The organism is Streptomyces sp. LMG1-1-1.1, from assembly GCF_040815545.1.
In the GTDB taxonomy this organism is placed as follows: domain Bacteria; phylum Actinomycetota; class Actinomycetes; order Streptomycetales; family Streptomycetaceae; genus Streptomyces.
The window spans coordinates 100,453-118,607 of the sequence record NZ_JBFPNH010000028.1; the positions used below are offsets into that span (position 1 = coordinate 100,453).

Genomic DNA, 18,155 nt, shown 5'->3' on the forward strand with positions numbered 1-18,155 from the left:
GGCGGGGGGACGGGCCCGGTTTCCGGGCCCGTGCCTCCGGCGCTCGGCGGACCGTGCCCCGGTGCTCAGCAGGCCGTGCCCCGGTGCTCAGCGGGCCGTGCCCCCAGTGCTCGGCGGGCCGTGCCCCGGTGCTGAGCAGGCCGTGCCACCGGTGCTCAGTAGGGGTGGACGCCGACCGGGGCGGCCGGCGGCGGGCCGTAGCCCTCCGCGATCCGCTGGTGGTAGGTCTCGCGGTCGATGACCTCCAGGCCGACGATCTCCCAGGGCGGCAGTTTGGCGGTCTGCCGGTGCTCGCCCCAGAGGCGCAGGGCGACGGCCGCGGCGTCGTGCAGGTCGCGGGCCTCCTCCCAGTACCGGATCTCGGCGTGGTCGTTGGCGTAGCGGCTGGTCAGCAGGAAGGGGTGGTCGTGGGCGAGCTGTTCGAGCCCGCGCCGGACCTCCTTCAGCGGCGACTCCACGCCGGAGACGCTGAGGGTGATGTGCCAGAGCTTGGACTCGGGCTGTTCCTTGGCTCGTGCCTCACGCGCCTCGCGTGACTCACGTGTCTCGGTGGTGGTCTCGGTCTTCCTGTCCGTTGACCTGTCCCGTGCCTCGTCGAAGTCGGCTCCGGCCTCGACACTGGTCAGGGCGCGTTCGGCGGTCCCGCGGGGCGGTGCCCCTGGGCGCGCTCGTCTCACCGGCGGCCTCCTGTGTGATGCGTGTGGTGCTGTACCCCGCCTTGGTCTTACCCCCGAGACAAAGTTGACCAGCCCGAGGCGGCACATGGGGCGGTTTTGGTAAACGTCCCTTCCGGATGGCCGGACTTTCAGCCGTTTCGGCGTGGGCGGTCAACGGGGTGTGGTGCGGTCAGCCGATGACGACCAGGTCGTCGCGGTGCACGACCTCGCGTTCGTACTCGGGTCCGAGCTCCGCGGCCAGCTCGTGGGTGGACCGGCCGAGCATGCGGGGGAGTTCCTTGGCGTCGAAGTTGACGAGGCCGCGGGCGACGGCCCGGCCGGCGGTGTCGCGCAGCTCGACGGGGTCACCGGCCACGAAGTCGCCTTCGACGGCCGCGACACCGGCCGCGAGCAGGGACTTCTTGCCCTCGACCACGGCGCGTACGGCTCCGTCGTCGAGGGTCACGGAGCCCTGCGGGGTGGAGGCGTGGGCCAGCCAGAGGAGCCGGTCGGCGGAGCGGCGGCCGGTGGAGTGGAAGTACGTGCCGGTGTCGCGGCCCGCGAGGGCGTCGGCGGCGCGGCTCGCGGAGGTGAGGACGACGGGGATGCCGGCGGCGGCGGCGATGCGGGCGGCCTCGACCTTGGTGACCATGCCGCCGGTGCCGACGCCCGCCTTCCCGGCCGAGCCGATCTCGACGTGGGCGATCGACTCGGGGCCGGTGACCTGCGCGATCCTCGACGTGCCGGGCTTGGACGGGTCCCCGTCGTACAGCCCGTCGACGTCGGAGAGGAGGACGAGCAGGTCGGCGCGGACGAGGTGGGCGACGAGGGCGGCGAGCCGGTCGTTGTCGCCGAAGCGGATCTCGTCCGTGGCGACGGTGTCGTTCTCGTTGACGACGGGCAGCGCGCCCATCGCGAGGAGCTGGTCGAGGGTCCGGTAGGCGTTGCGGTAGTGCGCGCGGCGGCTGGTGTCGTCGGTGGTGAGGAGGACCTGGCCGACGCGGACGCCGTAGCGGGCGAAGGAGGCGGTGTAGCGGGCGACGAGGAGGCCCTGGCCGACGCTGGCCGCGGCCTGCTGGCGGGCGAGGTCCTTGGGGCGGCGGGTGAGGCCGAGGGGGGCGAGTCCGGCGGCGATGGCGCCGGAGGAGACGAGGACGATCTCCTTCTCGCCGCCGCTGCGGACCTTGGCCAGGACGTCGACGAGGGCGTCGACGCGGTCGGCGTCGAGGCCCCCGGAGGCGGTGGTGAGGGAGGAGGAGCCGACCTTGACGACGATCCTGCGGGCCTCCGTCACGTACTGCCTCGTCACGTCCGTCTGTCCCGTCACCTGCGTCGCCACCTGCGTCGTCCTCACTCGGCCTCACGGCCTCACCCGGCTGTCCACGGCCGCGCGCTCCCCGCCGCGGCTGCCAGGCAATCTACGCGAGCCGGGAGGGCCGCCGCTCGTCCGTTTCGCTCTCTGGACCGGACGCGGCGGAGGTCCGTCCGGTGTTCCGCGGCACCAGGATCCGCCGGGAGACGAGGTAGGTGAAGGGGATCGCGACGACGGCGGCGACGAGGGGCGCGATCCGGTCGTCCATGCCGGCCCAGGTGACGAGCGCGTAGAGACCGACGCTCTGCACCAGGTAGTTGGTGACGTTGGTGAGGGGGAAGAGGGCGAACTTCTTCCAGGTCGGCCGGGTGCGGTAGGTGAAGTACGTGTTCAGGAAGAAGGAGCCGATCATGCTGAGGAGGAAGGCGAGGGAGTACGCGGCGAAGTACGGCATCCACGGGTGGAGGATCAGGTAGCACCCGAAGAACGTGCCGGTGTTGACCCCGCCGACGAGGGCGAAGCGGAGTATCTGCGCGAGCCGCTCCCGCCGCGGAGTGGGCTCCGGACGGGGACCGGTCTCCGGTCGCGGACCGCTTCCCCGGACCGCGGCCATCAGCGCTCCCGGTCGGAGGTCACGACGCGGATCCGCTCGGCGGCGGCGCGCTCGGCGGCCGCGCGGCCGAAGGAGCGGTGGGTCTCCTTGACGAGGAAGTGCGGGCGGCGCTTGGTCTCGTAGTAGATGCGGCCGATGTACTCGCCGATCAGTCCCAGCATCACCATCTGCACGCCGCCGAGCCCCACGATGATCGCCACCAGGGTGACGTATCCGGGGGCGGTGACGCCCTGGGTGAGGGCGGCCGCGGTCACCCAGACCGCGTAGAGGACGGCGAGGCCGCTGAGCGTCATCCCGAGCCAGAGGGCGATGCGCAGGGGCCGGTTGTTGAAGGAGATCAGCCCGTCCATGCCGTAGTTGACCAGGGAGCTGAACTTCCACTTCGTCTCGCCGCCCTCGCGTGCGGCGTTCTGGTAGTCGAAGGTGACGGTGTCGAAGCCGATCCAGGAGAAGAGCCCCTTGGAGAAGCGGTTGTACTCGGGCAGCGAGAGCAGGGCGTCGACGGCGGGGCGGGAGAGCAGCCGGAAGTCCCCGACGCCGTCGGTGAGTTCCACGTCGACCCAGCGGTTGACGGCCCGGTAGTACACGCGGCTGAGCGCCGAGCGGAGCTTCTTGTCGCCTTCGCGGGTGCGCCGCGCCATGACCTGGTCGTGGCCCTGGTGGTAGAGGTCGAGCATCCGGGCGAGCAGTTCCGGCGGGTGCTGGAGGTCGGCGTCCATGATCACCACGGCGTCGCCGGTGGACTTGCGGAGGCCCGCGAGCATGGCGGCCTCCTTGCCGAAGTTGCGGCTGAAGGAGGCGTACTGGGTGCGGTGCGGGTGCCGGGCGGCGATCTGGCGCAGTTTGCCCAGCGTTCCGTCGGAGCTGCCGTCGTCCACGTAACAGATCTCGTAGCCGACCGGGAGGGTGTCGAGCACCTGTCGCATGCGGGCGTCGAACCGCTCGACGACGTCCTCCTCGTTGTAGCAGGGGACGACGACGGAAAGCCTGGTCATGGAACGGTCACTCCAGAGGGATGGGCAAGAGTACGTCCTGACGGACCGCCACCGAGCTCTCCTGCGAGCAGCTCGGCCACGGTACGGAGCGGCGGTGACGACCCGGCGTCGCCCGAGTGACCGCCCCCGGTCGGCATGTCGTCCATGCAGCAAAGCATGCGGGGAAGATATTGATATACGTGGCATTTTCACCCATTCGTCACCCATTAGGACGACGCGCCACGGACCGTGGCCGGCTGGAGCGATGACCGTTGAGCAGGACGACCATCTCGGAGCACGGTGACGCGAGGGCGCGGGAGGACGGCGGGGACACCGACGGGGACGGCCTGCGACGGGCGTCGTCCGGGGTCGCCCTCGTGGTCGCCGCCTGCGCGGCGGCCCTGCTCGCGGTGGGGGCTTTCCTCGGCCTCTACGTGCGCCCCACGTCGGACGACTGGTGCGCCCTCTGGAAGACCCGGGACATGGGCGTCCTGGGGATCACCGCCGACTTCTACAGCACCCAGAACGGGCGCGTCACCAACGCCTTCCTGACCGGCCTGATCTACTCCGGCGACATGCGGGGGCCGAAGCTGCTGCCCGCCGTCCTCGTGATCGCGCTCGGCGGCGGGCTGTTCTTCCTCGGCCGCGCGGCCCTGCGCTCCCTGGGCCTGCGCCGGCCGCCCGCCGCGCCGCTCGTGGCCGCCGTGGCGCTCCTCTCGGCGCTGCTGTTCTTCGCCGGCACCCGCTCGTACCAGGTGCTGCTGTGGGCGCCCGCGACCATCTCCCACACCCTGCCGAGCGTGATCGGCCTCTGGGCCGTGCTCGCCGCCGTCCGGGCCGCGCACCACGCGCCGCGGTGGGCCCGGGGCGCGGCGGTGGGGTCCGCGCTGGTGACCGGGGCGGCGCTCGGGATGCTCAGCGAACCGTTCACCCTGGTGGCCGGGCTGCTCGCCGCCACCACCGGCGTCCTCTGCCTGCCCCGGCTCGGCTGGGCCGGGGACCGGTACGTCTCCACCTGGTGCGCGGCGGCCTGCCTCGGGCTCGCCACCGGCCTCGCCCTCCTCTACACCTCGCCCGGCGCCCGGTGGCGGCGCGAGCAGCACCCCCAGGAGCCGCTGTCGATGGCCGGGATCGGCGAGACGTTCCACGACTGGTGGCGCGTCTGGCAGACGATCGGCGGCCAGGGGGCGTACGCGGGAGCCGTCGCCGTCGGCGCGCTCCTCGGCCTGGCCCTGGCCGCCGGGCGGCCGGAGCGGGACCGGACGGGCGGCCGCGACCGCCCCGCCGGCCTCCCCCCGCGCCGGCTCCTCCGCGTCGTGGTGCTCCTGCCCGTCCCGCTGGTCCTCCTCGCGAGCCTGGCCGTCGTCCACGGACTGCGCAGCGGTTACGGCGACACCGGCTGGACCTACGGCCGCACCTGGACGAGCTTCCTGTTCCCGCTGCTGCTCGCCCTCTGCGCGTACGGCACGTGGGGCGGGTACCTGCTGGGCCGGCGCCTCCTGGCCCCCGTCCCGCGCCCCGCCGGACGGGCCGCCGCGCTGGTCGCGGCGGGCGCGGTCGCCCTCGGCGGGGCGGCGGCCCTGGTGCAGCCGGTGTACGGGCTGACCACGGCCACGGTGGTGCGGAGTGTCGCGTGGGACCGCCAGAACGCCCGGATCCGGGCCGAGGCCGCGGCGGGCGACCGGGACGTCGTCTACCGGCCGCTCCTCATCGGCGGCCTCAGCGAGCCCCTGTTCGCCTCCTCGTACGAGCGGGACTGGGCGGCGCGGTGCACCGCCACGTACTACCGCGTGGACCGCATCCACCGACCGCCGGACACGCCGTAGGCGGGTGTCCGGCGAAGAGGGCCCGGCCTGGCCGACAGGCCGTGGGTCTCCCCGGACGGTGGGTACGCGAAGGCGGGGTACCCCGTGGGGGCACCCCGCCTCGCGTGTGGATCGCGCGCGTCAGCCGGCGGCGCGGGCCGCGCGGTTCGCGCCCCAGCCCTCCCAGGCGGACGTGATCATGGAACGGACGTCGTGCTGCGCCTTCCAGCCCAGCTCCGACTCGATGCGCTCGGCCGAGGCGACCACGCGGGCCGGGTCGCCCGGACGGCGCGGGGTGACCAGCGGCTCGACGCTGTGGCCGGTGATCTCGTTGATGAGGTTCACCATCTCGCGCACCGACACGCCCTCGCCGCGCCCGATGTTCAGGGTCAGCGTGGCGGTCTCGCCGGCCTCGCCCGCCGCGACGAGCGCGCGGGCGGCGGCCAGGTGCGCGTCCGCGATGTCGGCGACGTGGATGTAGTCGCGGATGCAGGTTCCGTCCGGCGTCGGGTAGTCGTCACCGAAGATGCGCGGGGACTCGCCGGCGTCGAGGCGCTCGAAGACCATCGGCACCAGGTTGAACACACCGGTGTCGGCGAGCTCGGGGGCCGCGGCGCCCGCCACGTTGAAGTACCGCAGGCAGGCGGTGGACAGGCCGTTCGCCTGGCCGGCGGCGCGCGCCATCCACTCGCCGACGAGCTTGGTCTCACCGTACGGGCTGAGAGGCAGGCACTCGGTGTCCTCGGTGACGAGGTCCACGTCGGGCATCCCGTAGACGGAGGCGGAGGAGGAGAAGAGGAAGCTCTTCACACCCGCGGCCGCCGCCGCTTCGAGGATGACCTGGAGGCCCGTCACGTTCTCGCGGTAGTAGTACAGCGGCTTCTCGACGGACTCGCCGACCTGCTTCTTGCCGGCCAGGTGGACGATGCCCTTGATCCGGTGCTCGCGCAGCACCCGGTCGAGGAAGTCGCGGTCGAGGACCGTGCCCTGCTCCAGGACGATGCCCTCGGGGACGCGCGCGGGGTTGCCGGTGCTGAGGTCGTCGACCACGACGACGTGCTCGCCGCCCTCGGTCATTGCTTTGACGACGTGGGAACCGATGTAACCGGCGCCGCCGGTGATGAGCCAGGTCATTCGGACAGTGTAGTCACAGCCCCCGAGCCCCTCCGGGGGCTGGGGAAGCGGCCTCGGACACACGGAAGCCCCGCCCGGACGCCCCGCCGGACGAGCTTCCGGCGGGACTCGGGGGCGGGGCTTTCGGGCGGCTCTAGCGTTCGATCTCCTCGAACGCCGACTCCCACTGGTCGAGGACGTGCGGCAGTGCCAGGTGCGCGACGTGCTCACGCCCGGCGCTGCCGTACCGCTGCCTCAGCTCGCCGTCGTCCATGAGCTCGCCGAGCGCGGCGGCCAGGCCCGGCACGTCCGCCGGCGGCACCAGGGTGCCCGTGACGCCGTCCGCGACGAGTTCCCGGACACCGCCGGAGACGTCGAAGCTCACACACGGCACACCGCAGGCGGCGGCCTCGGCCAGCGCCATCGGCCGGCCCTCGCGCTCACTGCTGATCGCGACGATGGACAGCTCGCGGTAGGCGGACGCCATGTCCTTGGCCGTGCCGCGGAAGACGACCTGGTCGGCGACGCCGAGGTCGGCGGCGGTCATCCGCAGCTCGCTCTCCAGCGGACCCTCGCCGAAGAGGTGCAGCTCCCAGCCCTCGCGGCCCTTGTGGGCCTGCGCGAAGGCCTCGATCATCCGGTCGTACCGCTTGATCGGGTCGAGACGGCCCACCGCACCGATCTTGCGGGTGTCGAGCGGCGCCTTCTCGTCCGGGTAGAACGGCAGCGGGTTCGGCATGACCCGCACGTTCGGCACGCGCTGGTTGACGAACTCGACCGCGTCGCCCTCGGAGAGCACCAGCGTCTGCTCGAGCTCCGGGTAGTGACGCCGGATCAGCGACAGGTTGGCGCTGCGCTTCGCCTGCGCGAAGGACTCGTGGTACTGCCCGATGCCCTTCAGGTGCCGCCACTTCAGCGGCATGATCCAGTCCACCGCCCACGGCGAGCCGAAGACGATGTAGCCGTCCCGCACCTCGGCGAGCTTCCGCTCCAGCTCCGCGCGCGCGTGGTCGCGCTCGGCCCGGGCACGCCGGGTCTCGGCGCGGCGCGCCAGGCTGAGCCGGTCCCCGACCGTGCGCACGGGCGACTTGGGCTCGACGGGCGCCGGGTAGAGCGTCGTGTGCCGGTACGTGCGCTCGGCGTTGTACGGGAAGGGCTCGGGGCTCGGACGGATGCCGATCAGCTCCACCCGGTGACCGCGCTCCCCCATGCCCTGGGCGAGGGTGTGCAGCACCCGCTGGGATCCGCCCATCGAGTCGACGTCGATACCGACGAAGAACACGTTCTTGCGGGCAGGGGAGGCCTCAGTCATGGGTGCCGCCTTCGAAAAAAGCGTCGACCACCATCTTGCTGGCGTGGCCGGTCTCGTACGAGCAGAACATTTCCTGGAAGCGCGCGTACCGCTGCGCGTGCCGCTCCTGGACGCCGTCCAGGTCCCGCACGGCCGCCGCGAGGTCCTCGGTGGTCGTCAGCATCGGGCCGGGCGCGATCTCTTCGAGGTCGTAGTACGTGCCGCGGTCGCCGCCCCGGTAGGCCTCGTAGTCGTCCGTGTAGAGCAGGATCGGACGGCCGGTGTTGGCGTAGTCGAACATCAGCGACGAGTAGTCCGTCAGGACCGCGTCCGACAGCAGCATCAGGTCGTTGATGTCGGCGAACGTGGACCCGTCGCGGAGGAAGTGGCCGAGCTCCGGGGCGATCTTGAAGTTGTCGTACGGGTGGGTGCGCACGACGATCACCCACTCGTCGGACAGGTACGGGGCCAGCTCCTCGAAGTCCACCCGGACCGACTGGCCCGTGCGGCGCGCCGCGTCGCGGAACGTCGGGGCGTACAGCAGCACCTTGCGGTCGGCGGGGATGTGCAGGGCCTCGCGGGCGGCGGCCACGCGGGCCTGCTGCTCCGGCTCGGCCCAGCGCACCAGCACGTCGTTGCGCGGGTAGCCGGAGCGGATCAGGTCGGCCGAGACCTCGAAGGCCGGCACGAAGGTCCGCTCGAACTCGGCGCTCGGGCAGACCAGCGCGTCCCAGCGGGCCACGCCTGCCCGGAACTGCTCCTGCTCGGCGGCCGACGCCTGGCGCAGCGACGGCACGTCGAAGCCCATCGCCTTGAACGTCTGCCCGTGCCAGGTCTGCAGGTACCGGGTGCCCTTCGGCTTCGGGTACAGGTACGGCAGGTTGTGGGAGTCCACCCAGTACGTGGCCCGGGCCAGCGCGCGGCCGTACGCGAAGCTGCCGCGCCGGACCAGCGGGACGCCCTTCGGGAACGAGGCACGGTTGCCGGAGTACACCCAGACCACGTCGATCGGGAGGTTCCGGCGCTTGAGCTCCTCGTAGATGTAACGGGGGTTGTCCGCGTAGCCGCGGCCCTCCATCGCCTCGAAGACGGCGAGGCTGCGCTTGCGCGGCAGCTTGGAGACGACGTCGTACGCCGTGGCCTTGCCCTCGTTGCCGACCAGGATCTTCTTGACCTTGCCGACCTTGGCCTTCGCCTTGCGGGCGTACGGGCCGAGCGGTTCGAGCGACTTGAGGACGCCGGACCGCTGCCAGGTCACCTCAAGCCGTCCGGCACCCTTCTGCTCCGCCTTGACGCGGAGGTAGTGGATGCCGAACTTGTGGTAGGTCACGGTGGCGCGGTAGTCGGGCTGGTCGTGCTCGGCCAGCAGGACGTCCGTGCGCTGGGCGCCGTCGCGCTCCAGGGCGACGACCGGATGCCTGCGGGTCGCCACGCCGACCTTGCCGACCGGCACCTTGCGCAGGTCGAGCTCGGCCGCCGACACGTACTGCCCGTCACCGTCGGGACGCAGGACCAGCGGCACGGCCAGCGGCTTCTTGTGGGCGGCCAGCTTGATCGACGCCACGGTGCCGTCGGTGATGAGACCGGCCGGGTCGTACGTGCGGATCTCCAGGCACAGGACCGGGCCGCGCATCTTCACCGAGGTCAGCTCGTGGCGGAGACGGCCGCTGGTGAGGACCTGGCGGCTCATGTGCCACTCGCTGATGTCCAGCTCGGTGCGGCTCGCCTCGTCGGCGGGGGCGACGGCGCCCCAGTAGGCGGCCTCGCCGTCCTCGGTCACGAAGCGGGGGGCGAGCTGCGGACGGCCCAGCTGGCGGGCGGCGACCTGGAGCTCCTCCAGGCGGCCGGTGCGCAGCAGGTGGATGCAGATGCGCTCCTCGCGGGAGAGCCGGGCGAAGGTCTCGTCCGCGATCTCGTCGAGGTACGGGTTGACCACGTCGGCGAACTCGGCGATCCAGTCGAGGTCGCGGAAGACCAGGTCGCCCAGGTACAGGCGGAAGTCGTGCCGGAGGAACTTGTAGTCCTTCTCGGCGCGCAGGCCCGCGCGGCCGGTCTCCTCGAACCAGGCGTCGATGAGCCGGGCCACGCCGATGCGGTCCACCACGTTCTGGATCTTGTGGCGGCTGGAGGAGATGGAGACGCTCTCCGGCGCGAGGCGCCAGGTGTAGACCGACCACGGGACGACGGCGAAGGACTCCGCGAGCGAGAAGGCCTGCGCGGAGAACAGCTGGTCCTCGTAGTGGATGCCCTCGGGGAAGGTGAGGGCGTTGTCCCGGATGAAGGCCGTCCGGTAGAGCTTGTTCGTCGACAGGTGATCGAAGAAGTACTCGGGCCGCTCGGCGATGCCGTTCACGACCCGGCGCTCGGTGAAGAGGTGCGGGTACCAGAGGCCGGTGGTGTTCGTCTCCTCGAAGAGACGGGTCACCTCGCCGGTCACGAAGTCGACGCCGGTCTCCTCGGCGACGAGGAGCAGGCTCTTGCAGGCGTGCCGGGGCAGCTCGTCGTCGCTGTCCAGGAACATGACGTGCGCGGCGCGCGCGACCTCGATGCCGCGGTTGCGGGGCGCGCTGCAGCCGCCGCTGTTCTGCTCCAGCCGCACGTAGCGCACGCGCGGGTCGGAGGCCTCAAGAGAACGCGCGACGCGCTCGGTGCCATCGGTCGAACAGTCGTCGGCGATGATCACTTCGAGGTTGTTCAGGGTCTGGTCGAGCACCGACCGGACCGCTCGCGGGAGCCGTTCCTCATCGTTGTAGACGATGATGACGACGCTCACATCAGGGACGTCGTTAGTCGGCATCCAAGTCCTCTCACAAGTGCGTGCGGCCAATCCGGCGCCTGGCCGTCTCGCCACGGCGCTGCCCGCGCCCCGGGTCACGGCGCGTGTCGGCTTCGGTGGTGTCGGGTGCCGCCCCAGCCTGTCCGATCAGCGCCACCCAGCGACCGGCAAGACTACCGGCGGGATGAATTGTTCCATAATTGCTCCGCCGCACCTTCGGTGATGTTCACCGCATCGCAACAAGCCTCTTGAACCGCCCGGCCAGCACCTGCCGGGCGCCGACCGCGCCTCCGGCGAGTCGGAGGACGAGCCCGCGCCGCGCCGACGCCACGACCTGCACGAGCAGGGGCCGCCCGAGCCGTCCGGCGACGACGCCCCGCCGGCCCGCGAAGCCCCGCGGGGCCCGCACCTCGGCACGCCCGGTCGAGCCGTCCGCGTACCGCAGCTCGGCGTGGAGCGACCACGCGGCGAGCCGGCCCGGCCGGAGCAGCCGCGCGGTCGGCACCCGCACGGTGGCGGTCCAGCCCCCGGCGGCGGGCACCAGCGGCGCCTCGACCGGCAGTTCCTCCGCCGACACCCGCTCGGTGAACTCCACCTTCAGGTCGGTGGGGCGCAGCGCGGCGACCCGGCCGTACAGGTCGTGCACCGTCAGGGTCAGCCGGGTCGTCCCGCCGACGGCCACCTCCCCGTCCACGGCGACCGGCAGTTGGGCCGGCGCCAGCTCCGCGAGACCGTCCAGCGGTACGTCGGCGGGGGCGGCGGCCAGCACCGGGGTGCCGTCCTCGGCGCGCGGGTACGGGGGGACCAGCCTGGGCGTCGGGGAGGCCAGTTCGACGAACCGGGTCAGCTCGCCGCCCTCGGGCGCGTCGACGAGGGCCGTGAGCGCGGCGTGCAGCCAGCGGGACGGTGCCTGGGCCGCCGCGACGGCGGCGTCGTCGAAACCGGCCAGGTGGGCACGGGTCGCCTTCCACCAGTCGGTCCGGTAGGAGCCGGTCCGCTGCGGCAGTTCGCGCAGGTACATGGGGAGGTCGTAGTCCAGGAACTTCGTCTGCGCGGCGACGGCGAGCGCGGGGCGGTCCGCGGCGCGGAACACGTCGACGACGGCGGCGTGCGCGGCGATCCGGTGCTCCCAGTTGGCCGGCGAGGCGCGGCGCAGCGAGATGGACAGGGTCGCGGCCTGGCGCCGCACGTGCCACACGTACACCGGCACGTCGGTCACGGCGAGGCGCGGGGCGGCGGCCTGGACGCGGGCGCTGAAGACGAAGTCCTCGTAGTGGAAGGCGCCGTCGGGGAAGCGGATCGCGTGCGCGTCGAGGAAGTCGCGGCGGTACAGCTTGTTGACCGACAGCGTGTCGAGGACGAACTCGGGGTGCTCCTCGATGCCTTCGAGCACGGTCCCCGGGAGCGTCGCCCCCCGCGAGACGTCGTACAGCGACGGCGCCCACACCGTCTCGCGGCCCTCGGGCAGCTCCCGCCGCACGCACACGCCGGCGACGACGTCCGCGCGCTCCGCGGTCGCGACGGCCAGCAGCCCGTCGACGGCGCCGGGCATCAGCAGGTCGTCGCTGTCCAGGAACAGGACGTACGGGTGGACGGCGGCGGCGACACCGTCGTTGCGGGGCGTCCCGCAGCCGCCGCTGTTCTCCTCCCGGATCAGCGGCCGGACCCTCGGATCGTCCGCGAAACCGGCGAGCACCCCGGGCGTGTCGTCCCCCGACGCGTCGTCCACGACGACGACCTCACCGACCGCGTCGCCCTGCGCCAGGGCGGACCGGATCGCGTCGCCGACGCACGCCGCGTCGTTGTACGCGATGACGACGACACTCACACGATCCGCGACCTGCGGGGCAGCACTCTCACTCACCCCAGAATCCTACGGGAGCCCCTCCCCGGCCCCCTCACACGGCGAGACCCCAAAGGGCCCCGCCGGCGTCGGGCGGCTGCGCCGGGCCGACCGGCGGACCGGCGCAGCGCCCGGACCCGCTAGAACGGGTCGAACTCGTCGTACTCGCGCTGGGCGTCGTCGCGGGCGGCGTCGCGGTCGCGGCGGCGCTGGGCGGCGGGACGGGGGGCTTCGAGGCGGTGGTCCTCGCCGCGGCGGCCGAGCATCTCGGCGCCGGCCATCATGGAGGGTTCCCAGTCGAAGACGACGGCGTTGTCCTCGGAGCCGATGGCGACGCCGTCGCCGGCGCGGGCGCCGGCCTTGAGGAGGCGGTCCTCGACGCCGAGGCGGTTGAGGCGGTCGGCGAGGTAGCCGACGGCCTCGTCGTTGTTGAAGTCGGTCTGGCGGACCCAGCGCTCGGGCTTCTCGCCGCGCACCCGGTAGACGTCCTCGGCCTCGTCGTAGATGACGGTGAAGCCGGCGTCGTCGACGGCCTTGGGGCGGATGACGATACGGGTCGCCTCCTCCACCGGCTTGGCCGCGCGCGCCTCGCCGACGATGCCGGCGAGGGCGAAGGAGAGCTCCTTCAGGCCCGTACGGGCGACGGCGGAGACCTCGAACACCTGGTAGCCGCGCTCTTCGAGCTCCGGGCGGATCATGTCCGCGAGGTCCTGGCCGTCCGGGATGTCGATCTTGTTGAGGACGACGATCCGGGGCCGGTCCTCCAGGCCGCCGTACTGCTTCAGCTCCTCCTCGATGATGTCGAGGTCGGAGACCGGGTCGCGGTCGGACTCCAGCGTCGCCGTGTCGAGGACGTGGACGAGGACGGAGCAGCGCTCGACGTGGCGCAGGAACTCCAGGCCAAGGCCGCGGCCCTGGCTCGCGCCGGGGATCAGGCCGGGGACGTCGGCGATCGTGTAGACGGTGGAGCCGGCGGTGACGACGCCCAGGTTCGGGACGAGCGTCGTGAAGGGGTAGTCGGCGATCTTCGGCTTGGCGGCCGAGAGCACGGAGATGAGCGAGGACTTGCCGGCGCTCGGGTAGCCGACGAGCGCCACGTCGGCGACCGTCTTGAGTTCCAGGACGACGTCCCCCGCCTCGCCGGGCTCGCCGAGGAGCGCGAAGCCGGGCGCCTTGCGGCGGGCCGAGGACAGGGCCGCGTTGCCGAGGCCGCCGCGGCCGCCCTGGCCGGCGATGAAGGTGGTGCCCTGCCCGACCAGGTCGGCGAGGACGTTGCCCTGCTTGTCGAGGACGACGGTGCCGTCGGGTACGGGCAGGATGAGGTCTTGGCCGTCCTTGCCGGAGCGGTTGTCGCCGGCGCCCGGCTGGCCGTTGGTGGCCTTGCGGTGCGGCGAGTGGTGGTATTCGAGGAGCGTGGTGATGGCCTGGTCGACGACCAGGATCACGTCGCCGCCGCGACCGCCGTTGCCGCCGTCGGGTCCGCCGAGCGGCTTGAACTTCTCCCGGTGAACGGAGGCGCAGCCGTGGCCTCCGTTACCCGCGGCGACGTGCAGCTCGACGCGGTCCACGAAGGTGGTCATGGTGGTGCCTCCAGAGAGTTACGTGCGGAATGTCTATCTAGTAACACGCGAAAGGCGGACCCGCTTCCCGTACGGGAAGTGAGGTCCGCCTCCGCAAAGAGTTCCGATCAGGCGACCGGAACGATGTTCACGACCTTGCGGCCACGGTGGGTGCCGAACTGCACCGCACCGGCCTGCAGGGCGAACAGCGTGTCGTCGCCGCCACGGCCGACGCCCGCGCCCGGGTGGAAGTGGGTGCCGCGCTGGCGGACCAGGATCTCACCAGCGTTGACGGCCTGACCGCCGAAGCGCTTCACGCCGAGCCGCTGGGCATTGGAGTCGCGCCCGTTCCGGGTGGACGATGCGCCCTTCTTGTGTGCCATGTCTCAGTCCCTCTTACTTCGCAGCCGCGGGGATACCGGTGACCTTGATCGCCGTGTACTGCTGGCGGTGACCCTGGCGACGGCGGTAGCCGGTCTTGTTCTTGTAGCGCAGGATGTCGATCTTGGCGCCCTTGTGGTGGTCCACGACCTCGGCCGTGACCTTGATACCGGCCAGGACCCACGGGTCGCTGGTCACGGCGTCGCCGTCGACAACGAGCAGGGTCGAGAGCTCGACCGTGTCGCCAACCTTGGCAGTGGAAATCTTGTCAACCTCAACGATGTCGCCGACAGCAACCTTGTGCTGGCGACCACCGCTGCGCACGATGGCGTACACGCGGATCTCTCTCTCACTCGGGATGGAAACCTCTGAAGCCAGCCGCTCACACGGGCCCGGGGGCCCGCGGCGTTCCGGAATCGGACGAGCGGCCTCTCCCGGCGAGCGGGAGGGAGGTGCTCAGAGGCGCGACGTGCGATCAGACACGCCGACGGTCTAGGTTACGGGCGGCTGCCACAAGGGGTCAAATTCGCCCGAGCGGGTGCGGGCCGCCCCCGTGGAGGGACGGCCCGCACCCGGTGGATCAGTCCTGGGCCGGAGCCGTGGTCTTCTCCGCCGCCTTCTTGGCCGGGGCCTTCTTGGCGGTGGTCTTCTTGGCCGCGGTCTTCTTGGTCGCCGCCGTCTTCTTGGTGGCGGCCTTCTTGGCCGTGGCCTTCTTGGCGGTCTTGCGGGCCGCCGTCTTCTTGGCCGGGGCCGCCTCGGTGTCGTCGGCGTCGGCCGGCGCCTCGGGGGCCTCGGCCGGAGCCGTGGTCACCACGACGACGGCGGCCTCCTCGGCGCCCGCGGGCGAACCGGCGGGAGCGGTGGCCTTGCGGACCACCCGGCGGCGGGCACGCGGCGCGGCGGCCACGGGGGCCTCCTCGACGACGGGCTCGGCGACCGGCTCCACGACGGGCTCCGGCTCCGGGGCGGCCTCGGCGACCGGCTCGGCGACGACGACCGGCTCGGCGACGACCTCGGCGACCGTCTCCGTGGTGGAGACGACCGGGGAGGTCACCCGGCGGGTCGCGCGGCGACGGCCGCGCGGGGCCGGGGCGGCGGTCTCCTCGACCACCGGCTCGGCCTCTACGGCGGGCGCCTCCACGACGGGCGCGGGCTCCGCGACCGGCGCGGGGGCGGCGACGGGCTCCGGCTCGTACACGACGGCCTCGGTCTCGACGACCGGCGCCGGGGCGACCGGGGCGGACACCCGGCGGGTCGCGCGGCGGCGGCCACGACCGCGCGTGGCGGCGGCCTCGGCCTCGGCGGCGGAGCCGTACAGCTCCTCGTCCGGGGCGATCGGCTCCGGCAGGGCGATCGGGGCGGCGAGCTCCGCCGCGACCTCGTCCTCGGTCTCGACCTCGGCGTCGGCCTCCGGGGCCTCCACCTGCTCGTGCTCGTGGACGTGCTCGGCGCCGCCGCGGCCGCGCTTCTTCGAGCGCTTGCCGCCGCCACCGCCACCGGCGGTGGCCGGCTGCTCCATGTGGACGATGACGCCGCGGCCGTTGCAGTGGACGCAGGTCTCGGAGAAGGACTCCAGGAGGCCCTGGCCGACCCGCTTGCGGGTCATCTGCACCAGGCCGAGCGAGGTGACCTCGGCCACCTGGTGCTTGGTCCGGTCCCGGCCCAGGCACTCCAGGAGGCGGCGCAGCACCAGGTCGCGGTTGGACTCCAGGACCATGTCGATGAAGTCGATGACGACGATGCCGCCGAGGTCGCGCAGCCGCAGCTGACGCACGATCTCCTCGGCCGCTTCGAGGTTGTTCCTCGTCACGGTCTCTTCGAGGTTGCCGCCCTGGCCGGTGAACTTGCCGGTGTTGACGTCGACGACGATCATCGCCTCGGTCTTGTCGATCACCAGCGAACCGCCGGACGGCAGCCAGACCTTGCGGTCCAGCGCCTTCATCAGCTGCTCGTCGATCCGGTACGTCGCGAAGACGTCGACCTCGCTGGTCCACTTGGACAGACGGTCGGCCAGGTCGGGCGCGACGTGCGAGACGTACCCGTGGATCGTCTCCCACGCGTCGTCGCCGCTGACGATGACCTTGGAGAAGTCCTCGTTGAAGATGTCGCGGACGACCCGGACGGTCATGTCCGGCTCGCCGTAGAGCAGGCTCGGCGCGGACGACGAGATCTGGGCGGCCTTCTTCTGGATGTCGGCCCACTGCGCCTGGAGGCGCTCGACGTCACGGCGCAGCTCGTCCTCGCTCGCACCCTCGGCGGCGGTGCGCACGATGACGCCCGCGTCCTCGGGGACGATCTTCTTGAGGATGGTCTTCAGACGCGCGCGCTCGGTGTCCGGGAGCTTGCGGCTGATGCCGGTCATCGAGCCCTCGGGCACGTACACGAGGTAGCGGCCGGGCAGCGAGACCTGGCTGGTCAGGCGGGCGCCCTTGTGACCGATCGGGTCCTTCGTGACCTGGACGAGGACCGACTGGCCGGACTTGAGGGCGGACTCGATGCGGCGCGGGCCGTGGCCCATGCCGAGCGCCTCGAAGTTGACCTCGCCGGCGTACAGGACGGCGTTGCGGCCCTTGCCGATGTCGACGAAGGCGGCCTCCATGGACGGCAGGACGTTCTGGACCTTGCCCAGGTAGACGTTGCCGACGTACGAGGTGGCCTGCTCCTTGTTGACGTAGTGCTCGACGAGCACGTTGTCTTCCAGGACGCCGATCTGGGTGCGCTCGCCGTTCTGGCGGACGACCATGACGCGCTCGACGGCCTCGCGGCGGGCCAGGAACTCGGCCTCGGTGATGATCGGGACGCGGCGGCGGCCCTGCTCGCGGCCCTCGCGGCGGCGCTGCTTCTTGGCCTCCAGGCGGGTCGAGCCCTTGATGGACTGGACCTCGTCCGCGCCCGTACCGGGCTCGGCCTTCTCGCGCGCCGGGCGGGGCTCGCGGACCTTGACGACCGTGCGGACGCCCTCGTCGTCGGCGCCCTCGGCGTCGGCGGCGGCGTCCCCGCTGCGACGGCGGCGGCGACGGCGACGGCGGGAGCTGCTGGAACCGCCGGTGAAGCCCTCGGCCTCGTCCGACTCGTCCTCGTCCTCGGCCTCCTCGGCCTCGTCCTCGGCGTGCGGCTCCTCGCCCTCCTCGGCCTCGTCGACCTCGGTGAGCTCACCGCGACGGCGGCGACGGCCACCGCGGCGGCGACGGCGGGACGGGCGGTCCTCGTACTCGTCCGCGTCCTCGGCCTCTTCGGCCTCCTCGGCCTCGTCCGCGACGGCCTCGACCTCGGGCTCGTCGGCGACGGTGGCCGGGACGGGCTCGACGGCGACGGGCTCGCCGCGGCGGCGACGGCGACGGCGGGAGCCGGCCTCGGCACGCTCGGCGGGCTCCGGCGCCTCGACGACCTCGGCCTCGGCCTCGGCGACCTCGACCTCGACCTCCTCGACCGTCTCGTCCTCCTCCGGCTCCACCGTGACGGCGGCGGCGGCCGCGGCGGCGGTCTCCGGGGTCTGGAACATGGGCTCCGCGAAGACCGGGGCCTGGAAGACGGCGACGGCGGGGCGCGCGGCGCGGCGCGTCTCCCTGACCGGGGCCGGCTCGGAGGTGAACTGCGGGGAGGTCGCGCGGCGGCGGCCGCGGCCACGGGTGGCCGCGGTCTCGGCGGCGGCGACCTCGGCCTCTTCGGCGGCGATCTGCGCGACGGTGGACGACGGCAGCGCCTCGCCGGTGACGGCGGCCTCGGTGGTCACCTCGGGCGAGGTGGCCTTACGGGTGGCACGGCGGCGGGTGCGGGCGGGCGCGGGGGCCTCGGCGGCGGCGGTCTCCACGGCCGGCTCGGCGGCCGGAGC

Annotated in this window: 13 protein-coding genes; 1 reads left to right on the forward strand and 12 read right to left on the reverse strand. The window is 72.5% G+C overall.

From position 1 onward, the window contains the following. Positions 1-155: 155 nt before the first annotated feature. The 4 genes from MRBLMG1_RS16820 to MRBLMG1_RS16835 all read right to left on the reverse strand — a co-directional run bounded on the left by MRBLMG1_RS16820 (position 156) and on the right by MRBLMG1_RS16835 (position 3,576). Complete coding sequence (locus MRBLMG1_RS16820; protein ID WP_367824826.1) at positions 156-677, reverse strand: hypothetical protein; 522 nt, start codon at positions 675-677, stop codon at positions 156-158. A gap of 169 nt (positions 678-846) precedes the next feature. Beyond that, a complete protein-coding gene (gene proB, locus MRBLMG1_RS16825; protein WP_367824840.1) occupies positions 847-1,950 on the reverse strand; it encodes a glutamate 5-kinase in 1,104 nt (367 codons plus the stop codon). A 124-nt stretch (positions 1,951-2,074) separates the two neighbouring features. Next, positions 2,075-2,581 carry a GtrA family protein gene (locus MRBLMG1_RS16830; RefSeq protein WP_367824827.1) on the reverse strand — a complete coding sequence of 169 codons (507 nt, stop codon included), beginning with the start codon at positions 2,579-2,581 and terminating at the stop codon, positions 2,075-2,077. Continuing rightward, complete coding sequence (locus tag MRBLMG1_RS16835; protein ID WP_367824828.1) at positions 2,581-3,576, reverse strand: glycosyltransferase family 2 protein; 996 nt, start codon at positions 3,574-3,576, stop codon at positions 2,581-2,583. Before MRBLMG1_RS16835 ends, MRBLMG1_RS16830 begins: the two co-directional genes overlap by 1 nt. Positions 3,577-3,827: 251 nt before the next feature. Between MRBLMG1_RS16835 and MRBLMG1_RS16840 the strand changes: the two genes are divergently transcribed. Then, entirely contained in the window at positions 3,828-5,381 is a 1,554-nt protein-coding gene (locus MRBLMG1_RS16840; RefSeq protein ID WP_367824829.1) for a hypothetical protein, read from the forward strand. A 120-nt stretch (positions 5,382-5,501) separates the two neighbouring features. Here MRBLMG1_RS16840 and galE read toward each other — a convergent pair whose 3' ends face one another. From galE to MRBLMG1_RS16880, 8 genes are all read right to left on the reverse strand, one after another. Beyond that, entirely contained in the window at positions 5,502-6,494 is a 993-nt protein-coding gene (gene galE / locus MRBLMG1_RS16845) for a UDP-glucose 4-epimerase GalE (protein WP_367824830.1), read from the reverse strand. 133 nt (positions 6,495-6,627) lie between these two features. Continuing rightward, a complete protein-coding gene (locus MRBLMG1_RS16850) occupies positions 6,628-7,785 on the reverse strand; it encodes a glycosyltransferase (RefSeq protein WP_367824831.1) in 1,158 nt (385 codons plus the stop codon). Then, positions 7,778-10,561, reverse strand: a complete 2,784-nt coding sequence (locus MRBLMG1_RS16855; RefSeq protein ID WP_367824832.1) for a bifunctional glycosyltransferase/CDP-glycerol:glycerophosphate glycerophosphotransferase — start codon at positions 10,559-10,561, stop codon at positions 7,778-7,780. The genes MRBLMG1_RS16850 and MRBLMG1_RS16855 overlap by 8 nt, the downstream gene beginning before the upstream one ends. Positions 10,562-10,766: 205 nt before the next feature. Further along, the gene (locus MRBLMG1_RS16860; protein ID WP_367824833.1) at positions 10,767-12,404 is read right to left on the reverse strand and encodes a glycosyltransferase; all 1,638 of its coding nucleotides are present in this window, start codon (positions 12,402-12,404) and stop codon (positions 10,767-10,769) included. Positions 12,405-12,523: 119 nt separating this feature from the next. After that, positions 12,524-13,963: a GTPase ObgE gene (obgE, locus tag MRBLMG1_RS16865; protein WP_367824834.1), complete on the reverse strand. Its 1,440-nt coding sequence runs from the start codon at positions 13,961-13,963 to the stop codon at positions 12,524-12,526. Positions 13,964-14,070: 107 nt separating this feature from the next. Beyond that, positions 14,071-14,325: a 50S ribosomal protein L27 gene (gene rpmA / locus MRBLMG1_RS16870; protein WP_003976205.1), complete on the reverse strand. Its 255-nt coding sequence runs from the start codon at positions 14,323-14,325 to the stop codon at positions 14,071-14,073. Positions 14,326-14,338: 13 nt separating this feature from the next. After that, positions 14,339-14,659 (reverse strand): 50S ribosomal protein L21, encoded by a 321-nt coding sequence (rplU, locus tag MRBLMG1_RS16875; RefSeq protein WP_015033583.1) that lies wholly within the window; start codon positions 14,657-14,659, stop codon positions 14,339-14,341. A 244-nt stretch (positions 14,660-14,903) separates the two neighbouring features. Next, positions 14,904-18,155, reverse strand: a 3,252-nt coding sequence (locus tag MRBLMG1_RS16880) for an Rne/Rng family ribonuclease (RefSeq protein WP_367824835.1), incomplete at its 5' end; no start/stop codon positions are given.